Raw genomic sequence first — 15,293 nt, forward strand, 5'->3', positions numbered from 1 at the left:
CCCATTCGAGGTCTTCGAACGTATGCTCAAAACCGCTTCGATCACTTCAGCTTCCGTTCATTAACCCCCTGTTGCGCTTCCCCTTTGAAACCGCCCGAATATGATCTTGCTGCCACGTGCGGCAGACGAGTTGGCTATTCCAATCATTGCTTCCGGTGGCATGGCTAACGGACGCAGTTTGGTGGCTGCGCTCGCGCTGGGCTCTGAAGGCATCAGCATGGGCACACGATTCGTTGCTACGCAAGAAGCGCCGGTCCATGAGAACGTGAAAATGGCGATTGTTACCTCATCCGAGTTGGACACGCGGCTGATCATGCGTGGTCTGCGAAATACTGAGCGTGTGCTCAACAATGCAGGTGTGGAACGTCTTCTGGAGATTGAACGCGAGAAGGGAAACAATCTTCGTATCGAAGACATCATTGACCAGGTGGCGGGTGTTTATCCTAAAGTAATGCGCAACGGCTTGTTGGATTCCGGCGCCTGGAGCTGCGGCATGGTTGCCGGCTTGATTCACGATGTTCCGACCGTAAAAGCACTTATCGACAATATCATCGACGAGGCGAAGACACTGATCGGGGCAAGGCTCCGATCAATGCTCGATGGCACAAGCGTAGACAAGCCGAACCAGGGCTTTGTTGAGGATGTTCTGGGATGATGCGGCGATAGTTCTATGACCGTTGCACCCACAAACCCGACGTTCGCGAACGGTGTTCAGTGATTCGATATCATACTGGCGGCCATTGGGCAGCGCCCCACTGGTCTTCCATCGGCTCCCGCGCTCGCATCCCGGCGCGATCATTTGAGGATCCTGGTCGCAAGCGTTCAAGCTCACACTCCATTCATTGAAGGGAAATTACCACCGTGCACCGCACTCGTCGAGAACGATCTGACCCAGGCGCACGACGTCTCGCGCAACACGTTGCGGGAAGCGCTGCGTCTCTTGTGCCGCGAAGGGCTCGCGGTGCATTACCGGCATCGTGGCGTGATCGTGCGCACCCTGAAGCGCCACGATGTGCGCGGCATCTATCGGGTGCGGCGCGCGCTCGAACTGCAAGCCCTCTTGCGCGAGGACCCGATCGAGGAAGATGAAATCGCGGCGATGCGCGACGCAGTCGTGCACGCGCAAGCGGCCGCGGACGAAGGCGACTGGCGCAGCGTCGGCACCTACAGCCTGCTGTTTCACCGGCGCATCGTGCAGTTGCTCGGCAGCCCGCTGTTCGACACGTTCTTCACAACGATTCTGGCGCAACTGCGTCTCGTGTTCGCCTCCGCCCCTGACGAGCGGCGCTTCCAGCGTCCCTGGATTGCGAAGGATCAGCAGATTCTGGAGCTGATCGCGAGCGGGCGCACCGCTGAAGCCAGCGCCGCGCTCGCCGATTATCTGAAGCAATCGGAACACGCGCTACTCGATTACCTTTGATTCGTTGTTCCTCATTCCAGCTTCATTCATCGATTCAGGCCACCGCTCAAACAGGCAACAGCGCGTAACAAGCGCAGCCTGTCCGTATGTCTTATGAAGGAGTCTCCGCAGATGCTGGAGGGATGGACCTCGCCTGCGGTGGCCGCGTACAAGGGGCGGCACGGGATGACGTTGCAGCCGCCGCAGTGGAAGTGTGGGTGTTGAGCATGAGTGGACCCCGATGTTGCCGGTCGAGTAAGTTGCCTGGGCCCGCGGCGTCTTCTTACGCCAGCGAAGCGCATGCGGTTCAGAAATAGACCTGCACGGTCTGGGCTCCCATGCGGATGGCATGCTGGCACAGGGTTTACCCCTGTCAAAATATCGGAATGGACGCCGTAATACATGTTGACTTCATTCATACCGTGACGGCGGGTCGAAGATGGAAAAGCAAACGTTTGCCCAAAGACTGTGGCTGCCATTGCTCCCAAACCTCGTCTGTTTGACCGCGATCAAGGGATTCGACGTATGGTTGTTGCACCAGGCGCATCGAACGAGCAGAGCGTCGATACCCGGGCGCGATCGCGCGTTTCAAGGCGGCCAAGACACACTTCTATAGGCTTCGGGCTGACATCCTTATCTGCCCGCTGAGGAAATTTCAACATGTTCGACGCCGAAATTGCCGCGACGCTCCTGAACCGGTGGGACCGTAAACGTGCATACCCAGGAGATCAGTCATCGCTGGACCTCTTGCAGGAAGGCAAGCTGCATTTCAGGCATGAAGGCGGTGATGTCCACGCACATGGTACTGACGCAGACCGGCGTCTTCGCGTTGAATGCCTGACGTTCACCGACGGCTCCCGCGCCTTGCGCGTCACCGACGCAGATGGACAAAGCCGCTGGACGCAGTGGACTGCTGCCGAGCCGGCGTGACAGCGCGAAATGAGCGCACGTACTCACCACCCGGTATCGATGGAGAAAGCCGATGTCGCCATGGCCTAATCGCACTCTGAGCTGGCTCTTCGTCCTCAGCTACGTCCTGATGGTGGTGTGGCTAAATTACCTGTAGCGGATGGTGCGCCACATGTAGCGTGTTGTGCCCCAGCAGATGCATGAGCGCCATGACGTCGCGAAGGATGATGGAAAAAGCCACTGACATCTCCCGAATGAGGTGTCTGCTGCGGTCCACGATAACCCGAGCGGAAAGTCTTTGAGGTATCAACCATGACTGACGGGTTTAGGGTTCTTTGAAACCGATTGCCGTTGCGGCAAGCGCATCGATTCCGCCGAAGACCTCCGCCGCAGTCGCATCAATTGCGGCGCGTGTCACGCGCCAGAAATTCGCAGACAACGTTGCGCGATGTCAGACACTGTCGCGTCGTCTGATTGTCTGCAGTGTCTGTGGGTGCACTAACGACGAACGCGCCTGCTGAGCTATCGGAAATCATCATGTTCGACGAGATGTTCACGTTCGAGAAACTGGTCGAACTTGATGATCGCGCGATACGGCTGCTGCTCAGGGAAGTTGGCACGGAGACACTGGTCATCGCACTGACGGTCGGGCCGCCCAAGTTGCGTCAGAAATTCATGGCGAATATGTCGCAACGTGCGGCTGAACTGTTTTCCGAAGATATGGGCACACGCGGCCCGGTGCGCCTATCGGAAGGCGAAGCACAGCAGCGCAAAAGTTCTGCAGGTCGTACGCGACCTTGCCGGAAGCGGCGAGATAGCGCCTGGTGACAACGCTGACGATATGTATGTCTGACATGCCTCACCGCGTGAACATCCTGAGCAGTGCTGTCGAACGAAAAGTGGGTCAAGATGGACTCGCCTCCGAATTGAGACCGTGGGGCGAATGGTTTGAATCGCTGAATCTGTACCCGCCGCGGATTGCGCAATCAGGCGTCTTCTGGAGGATTTGATGGGCTGACCTCCCTGAGCAGACGACGATGTCTATAACTCAATACTTGAATGAGCCGATGCTACAACGGAAATATGCCACCATGCCGACCGTAGACGAGTTGAGGAAGGAGTCGTCTACAGCGCTCTCTCCCGACACCCCTGAATACAAGGAACCGGTAGGCAACCCTTTCGTTCCTTGCCGGCGAGTCGCAGAAGCAACCATGCGACGCACGCGCTACGTGCGCACCTTCTGGGACATTTTCAACCTCATCGCGCTGGCGGCCTTGGTCGGTGTCCTCGCCGGATGCAGCGACGGCGTTTCAGATTCCGACGTCAAGTTTGTCGCTGCCGGGATGCCACCACAGTTCGAGTCGTTCCGGATGTACAGCGCAGCCCCTGATAGCGGCGGCCCAGTCGGTGGGTACGCTCATCCCCCAGCCCGGCTCCAGCAGGGATGCCAGGCGATCATCCGTTCAGCGAGCGGTCATTTTCGTGAGTCCGTGATCCTGGAGAGCAAGTCGGCCGAGTCCTTCGATCTCGATGTCGTCCGTACGTCCAGCGGATGGACCGTCACATCGGACGGCCTCGCTCCTCCGATCGTCAACTCTACAGGGCTTCGCACCCAGTTCACGAACTGCGTTAGTGCGATCGAGGACAAGGTTCGGGCGGAGCCGGAAAAGATAGAGTGAGTCATGGCAGCGATGCTCGACTCAAAGCCAACGACATGTATGTTTGAAGTTCCTCACTGCGCGAACATCCGCAATGAGAAACGAGGGAATACCGCCCCATTACGGCACTGACTGCCGCCGGAAGGCACGTTCGGTCTTTCGTTCCTGCTGCGCCGACGTTGACCGGTGAGACGCAGATCGCACCGTGTGCGGTTCAAATGACGACTGGTCGCGCAGCCTGTTTGACATCAGCCCCATCCGCTGATGGTGCCCTGGCAGCCTGGAACATCCTCCTGTTCGCTTCCGAGCCGCCTGGCGGGTCACCGCATCTTTCGACACGCCAGTACGCCCGCATCGTGCATCGAAGGGTCGCCACGATCGGGCTCGGCGATACGGCATACGGTACGCATACCATGCGGCGCACGAAGGCTTCGCCGATCTACCGGCGCACGAAAAATCTGCGGGCGGTGCAACTCTTGCTTGGTCATTCCCGGTTGGAGAGCACGGTCCGGTACCTGGGTATCGATGTCGATGTTGCACTCGAAATGTCCGAGCAGACCGACGAATGCCGAATTAAGTCGAGATGGGATTTAGATCTGAGAGGCAAAGGAATTTGCTGTCGGCAATACATGTTGGACCATATGCGACGACGCCAATACGCATCTAAAGGCCTGTGCCAATCGGATCGACGCCCCCTGCAACGAAATGAGGGTCGGACTTTCAGGGGCGTCGCGTGTCACCTAGAATATTGTTAAGGTGTTACGTAACCCGGGCACGCCGCCAACGCGAACTTTTGGAGACCGTTAGAACCACGTCTCATTGACTGACGGGTGGTCTATGGTGCTATCACTTCGCTATTTGGGAATATTGGGAATCTGCGCTTTGTTCACTGCTTGCGGACAGATTCCGTCCAGGTATGCTGCGTGCAGAGCTGATTCCTGTCGCCCTCGGCACGAGCACGAGATGTTGCAATCCGGCGAGGCGTCATGGTATTCGGCAACGTTCCAGGGACATCTGACCGCAAACGGAGAACGCTACGATGGCGGCGCCTTGACTGCCGCCCATCGAACATTACCGCTCGGCAGCTATGTGCGCGTCAGATCGTCGGCTACCGGAAAGTCGGTTGCCGTTCGCATCAACGATCGGGGACCATACGTCAAAGGCCGGATTATCGATCTCTCTTACGCTGCGGCGGAAGCCCTGGGTTTGCCAGACGCGCGGTCGATGCGCGTGCAGATTGAACGTGTGGAGAAGACACAGACGGGGTCGGTCGAGGGCGGAACCTTGACGACAGAGCGGTGAAGTCCTGGACGGTGCTCTGAGCAAGTTGCTTGCTCAAGGCATCGGCAAGACTGCGTAGCAGAGGTTCGTCACGACCGGTCTGGGCGAAACGTTCCAACGTCGTCTCATCTCGTGGCAGCGAGCGGAAGATGCGAATGGCGGCTGCGCGCGTTTCTTCCAACAGATCCACTTCCACAAAAGCCTGCAACAGATCCATCATGATGTCCCCAATGTTTTCGGCTGTTACCTCACCGGGACAGACTCGGCCGCCGAGCGGAAACCGGGCTTCGTCAATCGCCAAAATCGTCCCGGATTTGCCGGTGTATGGATGTTGTGCATATCCGGAAGGCGTTCGGGGCGCTGGCTCAGATGGTGTCCGGTCCCAGCATTAGACGTGTGCGTCCGCCTTGACTGGATAAGCGGGCCCCTCCCATATGTTATGGCTGCCACACGGCTATGGAGTATCGTCCGGGCGCCGGTAACGGAACTGCAAGAACATAATATTTTCTGTCCTCGTGGAGAATCTCCTTGTTAGTCGGATCCCAGAGCGAAAAGGTGGATGCGTAGATCGTATCAGCGCCGCCCACGGTTCCCGAAGGTGCGCAGTACGGGAAAGCAGGAACATCAAAATCTACATTGGCGTCGTGCAACCCCGCCGCCCATAACGTATCGGTTCGAACTACAGAGATGTTTCTTTTAAGATGACCAACCAGGTCGGTGTAGCGTGTCTGCCACTGGGGTGAAAGGTCGGCATTGCGCAAACGGTCGCGATAGTCGGGAAGGCCGAAGGCCCAAAATGTCAACGCGCCTACGATCGGAGCGATCCAGTGCCAACGCGGGCTTGCCTTTCGCAACCTGGCAGCGATACGTGACGCATGAGGCATGCCCCGGAGGTCTGGCCGGCTGATATCGCTGCAAGCGGATCGCGACCGCACGGGCGGCTGGCGAAAGGCGAGCTTGGATATCCTGATCCGTGCCCTATACTGGAAGAGAGCCGCGCGGAAGCCGGTCCTGAATCTAGCAACGGACGGGAAATCGTCCATGGGGACGCGGTAGCGGGGCCACGGAAACGCCTGCGATGAGAACGCGGGCGTTTTCTTTTGTGGGTTTTAATAGTGATAGGCCGTATTGGAACAATTGGATGTCTATCTGACTTCGCGTGGATATTTCAGGCAAAGTCCGCTGTAACACTCTCGTACGTCTGTCCTTCTAGCTTCATCTCCGCCCCCAACCACCAAAGTACCTCTGTGCTAGTCCTGGAGCCCTTTAGGCGGCTCGTAGCGAGGGAACCCGTTATATTCGGTGATTCGCTCAGCGTTGGCGAGCGGCCAGGAATGTCGGGCGTTGGGAACCCCGCCGTCCACGCGGATCACTGTACCGTTAATGAAGGCCGATGCCTCCGAGAGTAGGAAAACCGCAGCGCTCGCGAGCTCAGATTCGGTACCAAAACGTTGAAGCGGCACTTTATGCTTCAATTGGCGAAGCAGTGCCTGGTATTCTTCGTTATAGCTGTCCATGCCTGCGGAGGCGATCCATCCCGGCGCCACGGCGTTCACCCGAACGCCGGCATGCCCCCATTCACAGGCTGCCGTCTCGGTCAAATTCCAAACACCCGCCCGTGCGGCACCCGAATGACCCATCCCGGGCATGCCCCCCCAAATATCCGCGAGCATATTCACGATCGCGCCACCGTGCCCCGCCATCCATTGGCTAAAGCACTCGCGCGACATGAGGAATGTCCCGTGCAAGTTGTTACGCACTACAGCGTCCCAGCCATTCAGTGAGATTCTTTCCAGCTTTGCCGGGAATTGTCCGCCGGCACAGTTAAACAGGCCATCGATGCGACCGAAGTCCGCGAGAGCCGCCGCAACCGTCTGTTTCACGCTGGCTTCATCGCGAATATCGCAAGAATATAAGCCGATTCGGTCCGCACTTTCCGGATAGTCCACATTAAGCTCGTCACGAACCACAGTCAGTTTGTCCGGATTCCGTCCGACCATGATCAGTGTCGCGCCCAGCGAGGTAAGCTCATGCGCCGTGCAGCGACCAAGGCCACTTCCAGCACCGGTTACCATCACAACTTTTCCGTCAAACAGGCCCAGTCGAAACACCGAACGGTAGCGGGCACTGACTGGTTCATTTACGCGGTCCTTCATTTCGTCACTCCGAATCGGCGATGCGGGCGCCCGGCCTTTGGTGCCGATTGTTCCGTAAAGAAGGAACTCCATGAATCGGCTGCAGGTGCAATCATGTTGCTCGATCACAGTCCGAGCTTTGCTTGCAAATTAGTACCTTCAAAGACCTAAAATACGAGAAATTAATTCCATAGTTTGCAGCGCGTCTCTGCCTTGGTGGTAAAGGCCTGCTCGCCACGGATAGTGGCCCGGCAGGCGTTTTAACCCGCTTCAGATACATATCGTGAATCATGCTTCCATCTGGGCGGATACCCGCCGCTGACTGTGTCGGGTCAGGCCAGGTTGAACGGCAACTGGCGCTGCGGCTTGCCGGTCAGCCGTGCGATGGCGTTGGCAAACGCCGGCGCCAGCGGTGGCAGGCCGGGTTCACCCATGCCGGTGGGTGCATCGGCGCTGGGCACGATGTGGACATCGAACTCCGGTATGTCGGTGATGCGGGCCACGGTGAAGTCGCCGAAGTTGCTCTGCTCCACCTCGCCGTCCTTCAATGTGATGGCGGCGCCAGGCAGACACATAGACAGCCCCATGACCGCCGCGCCCTGCACCTGGGCTTCCACACTGCGCGGGTTCACGGCCAGGTTGCAATGCACCCCGGCTGTGACACTATGCAACACGAGACGCGACTCTCGCACCGAGGCCACCACCACGTAGGCGACCACCGAGTCGAAGGACTCATGCACGGCCACGCCCCAGGCACGGCTGGTCGGCAATTGCTTCTTGCCATAGCCGCTCCTGTCGACCGCCAGTTGCAGCGCAGCGCGGTGGCGCGGATGCTTGTCGCCGAACAGGCGCATGCGGTAAGCCACCGGATCCTGCTTCGTGGCGCGTGCGATATCGTCAAGCAAAGTCTCCATCACGAACGCAGTGTGGGTGGAACCCACGCTGCGCCACCACAGCACTGGCACGTTGGGCGTGGGGTGGTGCACGGTCAGGCGCATCGGCAACGGGTAAGGACCACGCATGCCCTCCGTGGCCGTGGCGTCGATGCCGTTCTTCACCTGGAATTCTTCGAATACCGTGCCCGAGGTAATGGACTGGCCAACAATGACATGGTCCCAGGCCAGCACGTTGCCGCGCACGTCGAAGCCGATGCGTGCGCGGTGCAGATGCATGGGGCGGTAGTAGCCGCCCTTGATGTCGTCCTCGCGGCTCCAGAGCGTGCGCACCGGCGCGTTCAGGCCAGCAGAACGGACGGCCTTGGCCACCTCGGAGGCTTCGACCACGTAATCGCTCGTACCCACGAAGCGCCGGCCGAATCCGCCGCCCGCCATCTGCACGTGCACCTTCACCTGCTCGGGCTTGAGACCCAGCACACGCGCGGCCGCGACACCGTCCAGACCGGCGCACTGGGTGCCCACCCATAGCTCGGCGCGCCCGTCAGAGAGCTGGACAGTGCAGTTCAGCGGCTCCATCGGCGCGTGGGCCAGGTACGGGAACACGAACTCGGCTTCCAGCTGATGCGGGGCAGCGGTCAGCGGCGTCATATCGGCGTCGAGCTGGCGCGGACCCGGGCGAATGGCCAGCTCGCGGTACTGGGCCAGCAACCGTGCGCTGTCCACCTTCTCGACCGAGGCCGTGTCCCACTGCAGCTTCAGCGCATCACGCCCCTGCTTCGCCGGCCAATAGCCGCCGGCCACCACGGCTACACCTTCGCCACCGCGATCCAGCGGCACGCGCAGCACAGCCTTAACCCCCTTGATGGCGCGGGCGGCGCTGTCGTCTACCGTGGTCAGTCGCGCGCCGAACACAGGCGGATGCGCCACCACGGCGGTGAGCTGGCCGGACAGGTGCGTGTCGATGCCGAAGTCCTGATGTCCACTGCTCTTGGCCCGAGCATCCAGGCGCGTGGTGGGGCGGCCGATGATGCGGAAATCCTTGGGGTTCTTCAGCGTGACCTTCTCGGGCACAGGCAGGGCCATGGCGGCCTCGGCCAGTTCGCCGTAGCTCAGCTTCTGACCACCGGGGCCCAGCACGGTCCCAGCCTGCGTGCGTAGCATGGCCGCGTCCACGTTCCAGCGCGCTGCCGCCGCGGACAGCAGCATGGCCCGGGCACGCGCGCCGAGCTCGCGGTACTGCGTGAAGCTGTTCTTGATCGACTGGGAACCGCCGGTGAGGTGAATGCCGAAGAGCGGGTCGACGTAGGCGGAGTCGTTCGAGCCCTGCCGGCTGCGCACCAGGTTCCAGTCCGCGTCGAGCTCCTCTGCCAGGATCATCGGCAAGCCGGTTTGCACACCCTGGCCGAACTCCAGCCGGTTGATGGTCACCGTGACCTCGCCACCAGGAGCAATTTGCACGAAGGCCGATGGCTGTTGCGTCGGCTTGAGGGCGCTGGCCGCCTGGGCCGTGCTACTGGTTTGTCCTATGGCCAGGTAGGGAAAGACGCCAAGCGCAAGACCGCCGGCACCCGCCAGCTTCAGGAAGCTGCGGCGCGGCATCCTGGCGGCTTCGTCGGCTTGGCCCCCGCTCAGCAGGCGCTGCAGGGCGCGCGGCATTTCGCTGTAGTCGAATTCAGGCAACATGGTGGCTCCTTCAGGCCAGGGCCCTGGCGGCGTCGGCCACCGCGGCGCGGATGCGGGCATAGGTGCCGCAGCGACAAATGTTGCCCGCCATGGCCGCGTCGATCTCGGTGGCGGTAGGCTGCTTGCCGCGGGGCAACGACTTCAGGAACGCCGTGGCGCTCATGATCTGGCCGCTTTGGCAGTAGCCACACTGGGCTACGTCGTGCTTGACCCAGGCTGCGTGCACGATGGCGCCGACTTTGTCGCTGCCATCGGTGGTGGCTTCGATGGTAGTGATCTGCTTGCCCTGGGCCACCGAGATCGGCGTAATGCAGGAGCGGATGGCCTGCCCGTCCAGATGCACGGTGCAGGCGCCGCACAGCGCGGCGCCGCAGCCGAACTTCGTGCCGGTCATGCCCAGCGTGTCGCGCAAGGCCCAGAGAATGGGGGTGTCCGGGGCGACGTCGACCGTGTGCTCACCACCGTTGACATGGAGCGTGCTCATGATGGGTTAGTCCTTCGCAGGTTAGCTGTGTCGTGGCAAGTGCGACTCGCCTCGCGATCAGAAGCTGCCGTCCGTCGACCTGGAAAGCGCCTCGAAGGCGTGCACTGCCTTCAATCGAGCCTCTACTGCCGGCCCGACCACCGCCAGTGCATCGCTTCCCGCCACGAACACGAGGGGCGGAGTATCCATGCCCACAAGCTTTACCAGGACCTGGCCGAGCTTGTCCGGATCGCCCGGTTGCTTGCCGGCGTAGGGAGACCACATCGCCTCGGCGCTGACCTCGGCGGCTGCGTAATCGTCGATGCGCTTGTCCGGCCATTTGGCGTTAGCTGCGTCCAGCAGATCCGTGCGGAAGAATCCTGGCTCGACCACCGTGATCTTGATGCCGAACTTTCCGACCTCCTCCGCCACAGCGAGCGAAAGGCCCTCGACGGCGAACTTGCTCGCGCTGTAGGCGCCGCAGTGCGTCAGACCGACAGCGCCCGCCACGGAACTGACGTTGATGATGTTTCCGGAGCGTTGCTTGCGCATGACCGGCAGCGCTGCCCGCATCACATTGCTCACGCCCCAGAAGTTCGTCGCGAACAGGTGTTGAATGTCCTGCGTTCCCAATTCCTCGAAATTGCCCAGCAGGCTGTAGCCGGCACTGCTCACGACTACATCGATACGACCGAACTTTTTTTGCGCCTGTTCGACCGCGGCCGTTGCCTGGGCCTCGTCGGAGACGTCCAGCGGGAGGACCTCCAGGTTCTCGCCGGCCAGGTCGCGCAGGGCATTGCCCACTTTGGCCAGGTTCCTGCCTGTGGCAACGACTCGATCACCTGCCTTCAATGCGGCCCTGGCCGTACCAGCGCCGATACCACTGCCGGCACCTGTGATAAACCACACTTTACTCATGGCTCAAACTCCCAGTTCTTTTCAATGCCCTTCACTCTAGGCCGATGGATCTAGAAGAAAAACGCCCTGGTACTGAACACGCTTTGAAGATATTCTTCAAAGTATGAGACTCAATCAGCTTGATGGACTGCTCGCATTCTGGAAGGTCGCGGAGCACCACGGGTTCTCTGCCGCCGCGGCAGCGCTCGAGGTTTCTCCTTCCGCGCTCAGCCAGGCGATTCGTCATCTGGAGGCCCGGCTCGGCGTCAGGCTTCTCAACCGGAACACGCGCAGCGTCAGCCTCACCGAAGCCGGACAGGCATACCTGTCCCGGATTGGACCGGCGTTGAGCGACGTGCTGGAGGCCGGAGAGCAGCTTCATGAGCTTCAGGGCCGGCCATCGGGCGTCCTGCGCATCAACGCAGCGCGAATCTCGACCGCGATGGTCCTCCAGCCGCTGCTGGCCGGGTTCCTGAAGGCCTATCCGGACGTCCACGTGGAGCTGACGAATGACGAGGGCTACGTGGACATCGTCGAAAGAGGGTTCGACGCCGGCATTCGAATGGGAGAGAGTGTTCAGAAGGATATGATCGCGCTGCCTCTCGGCGGCCCGGTTGCCGTATCCATCGTCGGATCGCCTGGCTACTTCAAGCAGCATCCCGTGCCGCGGCACCCCTCCGATCTGATCCATCACAACTGCGTGCGGTTCAGGTTTTCCGGCAGCGGGGCCATTCACAAGTGGGAACTCGAGGTCGACGGCCGCATCGTCGAATACGAGATCAGCGGCAATCTCACGATCAGCGACTCGTTGTTCTCGGTTGAGGCTGCGCTGGATGGCATTGCACTGGCGTACACGTTCGAGCAGCTCGCGCTTCCTCACATCCGGGCCAGAAAGTTGAAACGCGTCTTGAGGAGCTTCTCACCGACTTTCCCCGGGTTCTACCTGTACTACCCGAGCAGACGCCAGCAGCCTGCCAAGCTGAAGGCCCTGGTAAACTACGTGCTGGCGCATTCCAGCCCCGGGACGACTGGAATGTCAGCAACCGTGCCCGCGACAGACGTGTAGTAGTACGCCCATTTTTTCGGCGACCGAAAGTCTGCGTCGGTCCGACAAATTCGCTTTCCGTAGTCCGTCCGTCTTTTTGACACTTTCCATCGTAATCGAGATCTCGTTGTCTTGATCGAACCCGAGGATCGCGACGGCAAGGTTGCCGACTGTCGCGTGATGCGTTCGAGTGTCTTGAGCGGGGAGGTCGACGTGGCCGCCTATTCCAGTGCAGCCACCGCGTTCGGGGATGAACGCGATGGGCAGGGTGGGTTCGCGACACCGGCCGAGCGGATTGAAACGCTCTGACCTGGCGTAGCATCTCTCAAACAAGCAAGGTTTCCTTGCTTGTTTTTCTTTTGATTAGCCCACGTGTGCGAGGACGCCTGTCGTGCGAACCTTGGGCGGCCGGTCGCGCAGCAGCAGGGGCATCAACCGCCGGTTGGCTGTCTGCGCCGCCCACTCGCAATACGCGGCGCTGCCGAGCACCCAGCCGTTGAGCGTCGACTGCATCAGGTTATTGACCTCGAGTTCGTCAAGGGGTTGTGCGCCCAAATCGCGGTAAGCCTGGTGGCGCTCGAACGGTGTATTGCCGAGCGACCGGTAGAGTGGATGGTCCTTGATGAAGCTATCGACACGCAGCCCGATGTGATGCGTGAAGCTAGACCACTGGTAGTTTCCCGGCTCTGCCACAAGGCGGTTGCGCACCGGCGCATGATCGATGACCTGGCTCGCGAGCAGGAAATACCGGTCGGGCTCAATCACTGTTGCCCAGTATCCGCCACGCCACACCGAACCGCGGCGTCCATGGCGGCGGTTGAAGGTCTCGACGTAGCGACGGCCGACCGCCTGCATCGCGATGGCCACGCTCGACTCGTATGAAGGTGTGACGAGGAACTGTACCGCGTCAGGCATGAGTACCCACGCGTGGACTGCCAGATCGGCGACGCGCGCTGCGTCTGCCAGGCAGGCGAGGAAGTACAGGTAGTCTCCTTCGTCCAGGAATGCGGGCCCCGTGAGCCCCTGCAAGATAACGTGCTGCGGTTGTTCTGGGACGTAGTGCCGTGCAAGCCGTGTCATGCTGAATTAACCGGAAATCCGATGTGAGAAAGCGATCCGACAGGTATCGGACGCGTGACGGTGCGTAACGAAATTCTATGGGTCATGTGCGTGCGTTTGCATCACGAATAGGCCTTTTTTCTGGCCTCTTTTCGTTGATTTGCCGATCGCAGCCAGCATCTCTCTTATGCCACCGCTGAATAGCAGCACCGCGCTATACACCTCCAGACTCTGCCTGCGCGCCATCCGGCACCAATACATGAGGCAGCACGACGGTACAGCGGTCGAAGCGTCCCTGGTCTCCACGAGCTTCCTATGTGATTGCTGTCGCGCGGGCGAAAGGCTCGACCGCGACACGCGAGTCGATGGCCGCATTGCAGCGCGACGGCGTGCGCATGGCGACCGCCGTCGCGTTGATTGTTGGGCGATTGCACCGCTGCCGCGCCGGGCAGTCGCGGCGGTGATCTTGTTCGGGGACGGGATGAACATGTCTTCCAGTACGCGTTGCAGATTGCTGCCTTGCGACTCGAAAATACCAGCGACCGTTTCATCCTGGAAGCAGTCCTCGCGGTAGCGCTGGTCCGAACGGCAGAAGTGGGTGGCGAGTGTGAGTTCGCCGATGCAGGAAGCTGCTGTCCGCCTGCTTAACGCTGTCGCCGTCAGCAATCTGCTACATTGCTGACGTAGATCTCAGCCCATCCCAATGACAGCTCAGGCCGAAAAGTACCTGTAGGCCATCGGGCGGGTTTCTGATGTGGACCAGCCGTTCGGGTGAAGGTTTCGCCGGATCGGTGAGAGGCAACACCCAGCCACGCAAGGTGTGAAGCTCGGGCAAATCCGCCCAGAGCGGGCGTCGAGGCCGGGTAACACAATCTAACTCCCATCATCACTGTGGGAGTCTGTCATGAAAACCGAACAAACCCGTGCGGCGTGGAACAAAGGCAAACTGGTCGGCCAGAAGCCACCGCTGCGGCCCAGGGACGTTTGGGCCATCCGGAGCCACCTTCAGAACGCTCATGTTGTCCGTGATCTCGCCTTGTTCAACCTTGCAATCGACAGCAAGCTGCGCGGTTGCGATCTGGTCAGTCTGCGAGTCCGCGATGTCACTCACGGCAATCAGGTTCTGCCGCGGGCGCTGGTCGTTCAGCGAAAACGCAGCGCCCCGTCCAGTTTGAACTGACCGAGCCAACCCGGTCGGCGGTCCGTGCGTGGCTTGAGAAGGCTGCTCTGAGGCCGGATCAGTACCTCTTCCCAAGTCGGTTATCGGCGTCCCCACATCTTTCAACGCGCCAATACGCCCGGATGATACGTCGATGGGCAACAGCGGCGGGACTTGATCCGACAGTCTACGGAACACATTCGATGCGCCGTACCAAGGCAACCCTGATTTACAAACGCACGAAGAACCTCAGGGCCGTCCAGTTGTTGCTCGGCCATAGCAAGGTTGAAAGCACAATCAGGTACCTTGGCATCGAAGTCGACGACGCGCTTGAGATTTTCGGAGCAGACTGAAATCTAGCGCCACCGGGGCCGGTCGCACGAAACGACGCTACGTTCGGGTTCGTGCGGCCTTTTTCTGGCGCAACTCTCACCGGGCAAAACCACGCCAGTTGTTGCCGCCCGCCCATCCTACGAGGCCTTTATCCGAACGGCTGTTCCACATCAGAAACCTGCCCGATAACCCATAATTGCAGTTCGGCCATTACTGGCATTGGCGGAAGCTAGGTTTTACGTCGGCAATGTCGCGGATTGCCGACGGTGGCGGCGTTGACCAGCCGGGCGGCAGCTTTCTGCGCCAGTGAACTCACACTCCCGTTAAGGCTTATTCGACGCCTGCCCACACGCGCCGCGGCACACTCACAGCCATG

Annotated in this window: 11 protein-coding genes and 5 pseudogenes; 10 read left to right on the forward strand and 6 right to left on the reverse strand. The window is 60.3% G+C overall.

Translation table 11 applies throughout. The features are described from left to right. Nucleotides 1–94: 94 nt before the first annotated feature. The 7 genes and pseudogenes from P3T23_RS00005 to P3T23_RS00035 all read left to right on the forward strand — a co-directional run. Nucleotides 95–655, forward strand: a pseudogene (locus tag P3T23_RS00005) (NAD(P)H-dependent flavin oxidoreductase); the annotation flags it as partial. A 144-nt stretch (nt 656–799) separates the two neighbouring features. After that, the gene (locus P3T23_RS00010; RefSeq protein WP_429314168.1) at nt 800–1,420 is read left to right on the forward strand and encodes a GntR family transcriptional regulator; all 621 of its coding nucleotides are present in this window, start codon (nt 800–802) and stop codon (nt 1,418–1,420) included. A gap of 639 nt (nt 1,421–2,059) precedes the next feature. Next, on the forward strand, nt 2,060–2,329 hold the full coding sequence (locus tag P3T23_RS00015; RefSeq protein WP_429314169.1) for a hypothetical protein: 270 nt from the start codon (nt 2,060–2,062) through the stop codon (nt 2,327–2,329). A gap of 516 nt (nt 2,330–2,845) precedes the next feature. Beyond that, a pseudogene (locus P3T23_RS00020) lies at nt 2,846–3,161 on the forward strand (FliG C-terminal domain-containing protein); the annotation flags it as partial. A 358-nt stretch (nt 3,162–3,519) separates the two neighbouring features. Continuing rightward, nucleotides 3,520–3,987 (forward strand): hypothetical protein, encoded by a 468-nt coding sequence (locus tag P3T23_RS00025; protein ID WP_429314170.1) that lies wholly within the window; start codon nt 3,520–3,522, stop codon nt 3,985–3,987. A gap of 191 nt (nt 3,988–4,178) precedes the next feature. Further along, nucleotides 4,179–4,529 (forward strand): annotated as a pseudogene (locus P3T23_RS00030) (tyrosine-type recombinase/integrase); the annotation flags it as partial. A gap of 400 nt (nt 4,530–4,929) precedes the next feature. Beyond that, nucleotides 4,930–5,268: a septal ring lytic transglycosylase RlpA family protein gene (locus P3T23_RS00035; protein ID WP_429314171.1), complete on the forward strand. Its 339-nt coding sequence runs from the start codon at nt 4,930–4,932 to the stop codon at nt 5,266–5,268. A 1,229-nt stretch (nt 5,269–6,497) separates the two neighbouring features. On the opposite strand, the gene P3T23_RS00040 is transcribed toward P3T23_RS00035, so the two are convergent. From P3T23_RS00040 to P3T23_RS00060, 5 genes and pseudogenes are all read right to left on the reverse strand, one after another. Then, nucleotides 6,498–7,403, reverse strand: coding sequence for an SDR family oxidoreductase (locus P3T23_RS00040; RefSeq protein WP_429314811.1), 906 nt, complete (start codon nt 7,401–7,403; stop codon nt 6,498–6,500). 161 nt (nt 7,404–7,564) lie between these two features. Beyond that, nucleotides 7,565–7,692 (reverse strand): annotated as a pseudogene (locus P3T23_RS00045) (ABC transporter substrate-binding protein); the annotation flags it as partial. Between the two features lie 22 nt (nt 7,693–7,714). Then, nucleotides 7,715–9,961, reverse strand: a complete 2,247-nt coding sequence (locus tag P3T23_RS00050) for a molybdopterin cofactor-binding domain-containing protein (RefSeq protein WP_429314172.1) — start codon at nt 9,959–9,961, stop codon at nt 7,715–7,717. 10 nt (nt 9,962–9,971) lie between these two features. Then, nucleotides 9,972–10,445, reverse strand: a complete 474-nt coding sequence (locus P3T23_RS00055) for a (2Fe-2S)-binding protein (RefSeq protein WP_429314173.1) — start codon at nt 10,443–10,445, stop codon at nt 9,972–9,974. 57 nt (nt 10,446–10,502) lie between these two features. Further along, the gene (locus P3T23_RS00060; protein WP_429314174.1) at nt 10,503–11,342 is read right to left on the reverse strand and encodes an SDR family oxidoreductase; all 840 of its coding nucleotides are present in this window, start codon (nt 11,340–11,342) and stop codon (nt 10,503–10,505) included. Nucleotides 11,343–11,445: 103 nt separating this feature from the next. Between P3T23_RS00060 and P3T23_RS00065 the strand changes: the two genes are divergently transcribed. Further along, the gene (locus tag P3T23_RS00065) at nt 11,446–12,387 is read left to right on the forward strand and encodes a LysR family transcriptional regulator (RefSeq protein WP_429314175.1); all 942 of its coding nucleotides are present in this window, start codon (nt 11,446–11,448) and stop codon (nt 12,385–12,387) included. Nucleotides 12,388–12,498: 111 nt separating this feature from the next. Further along, on the forward strand, nt 12,499–12,675 hold the full coding sequence (locus P3T23_RS00070; RefSeq protein ID WP_429314176.1) for a hypothetical protein: 177 nt from the start codon (nt 12,499–12,501) through the stop codon (nt 12,673–12,675). A 54-nt stretch (nt 12,676–12,729) separates the two neighbouring features. On the opposite strand, the gene P3T23_RS00075 is transcribed toward P3T23_RS00070, so the two are convergent. After that, nucleotides 12,730–13,446, reverse strand: a complete 717-nt coding sequence (locus P3T23_RS00075) for a transposase (protein ID WP_429314177.1) — start codon at nt 13,444–13,446, stop codon at nt 12,730–12,732. Between the two features lie 883 nt (nt 13,447–14,329). Between P3T23_RS00075 and P3T23_RS00080 the strand changes: the two are divergent. Further along, nucleotides 14,330–14,944 (forward strand): annotated as a pseudogene (locus P3T23_RS00080) (tyrosine-type recombinase/integrase). The last annotated feature ends 349 nt before the right edge of the window (nt 14,945–15,293 follow it).

It is taken from the genome of Paraburkholderia sp. GAS448 (genome assembly GCF_050435685.1).
GTDB lineage: Bacteria > Pseudomonadota > Gammaproteobacteria > Burkholderiales > Burkholderiaceae > Paraburkholderia.

Coding starts and splice junctions, on each gene's coding strand:
- P3T23_RS00015 (WP_429314169.1), top strand. CDS start 2,060: ATGTTCGACGCCGAAATTGCCGCGACGCTCCTGAACCGGTGGGACCGT.
- P3T23_RS00025 (WP_429314170.1), top strand. CDS start 3,520: ATGCGACGCACGCGCTACGTGCGCACCTTCTGGGACATTTTCAACCTC.
- P3T23_RS00035 (WP_429314171.1), top strand. CDS start 4,930: ATGTTGCAATCCGGCGAGGCGTCATGGTATTCGGCAACGTTCCAGGGA.
- P3T23_RS00040 (WP_429314811.1), bottom strand. CDS start 7,403: ATGAAGGACCGCGTAAATGAACCAGTCAGTGCCCGCTACCGTTCGGTG.
- P3T23_RS00050 (WP_429314172.1), bottom strand. CDS start 9,961: ATGTTGCCTGAATTCGACTACAGCGAAATGCCGCGCGCCCTGCAGCGC.
- P3T23_RS00055 (WP_429314173.1), bottom strand. CDS start 10,445: ATGAGCACGCTCCATGTCAACGGTGGTGAGCACACGGTCGACGTCGCC.
- P3T23_RS00060 (WP_429314174.1), bottom strand. CDS start 11,342: ATGAGTAAAGTGTGGTTTATCACAGGTGCCGGCAGTGGTATCGGCGCT.
- P3T23_RS00065 (WP_429314175.1), top strand. CDS start 11,446: ATGAGACTCAATCAGCTTGATGGACTGCTCGCATTCTGGAAGGTCGCG.
- P3T23_RS00075 (WP_429314177.1), bottom strand. CDS start 13,446: ATGACACGGCTTGCACGGCACTACGTCCCAGAACAACCGCAGCACGTT.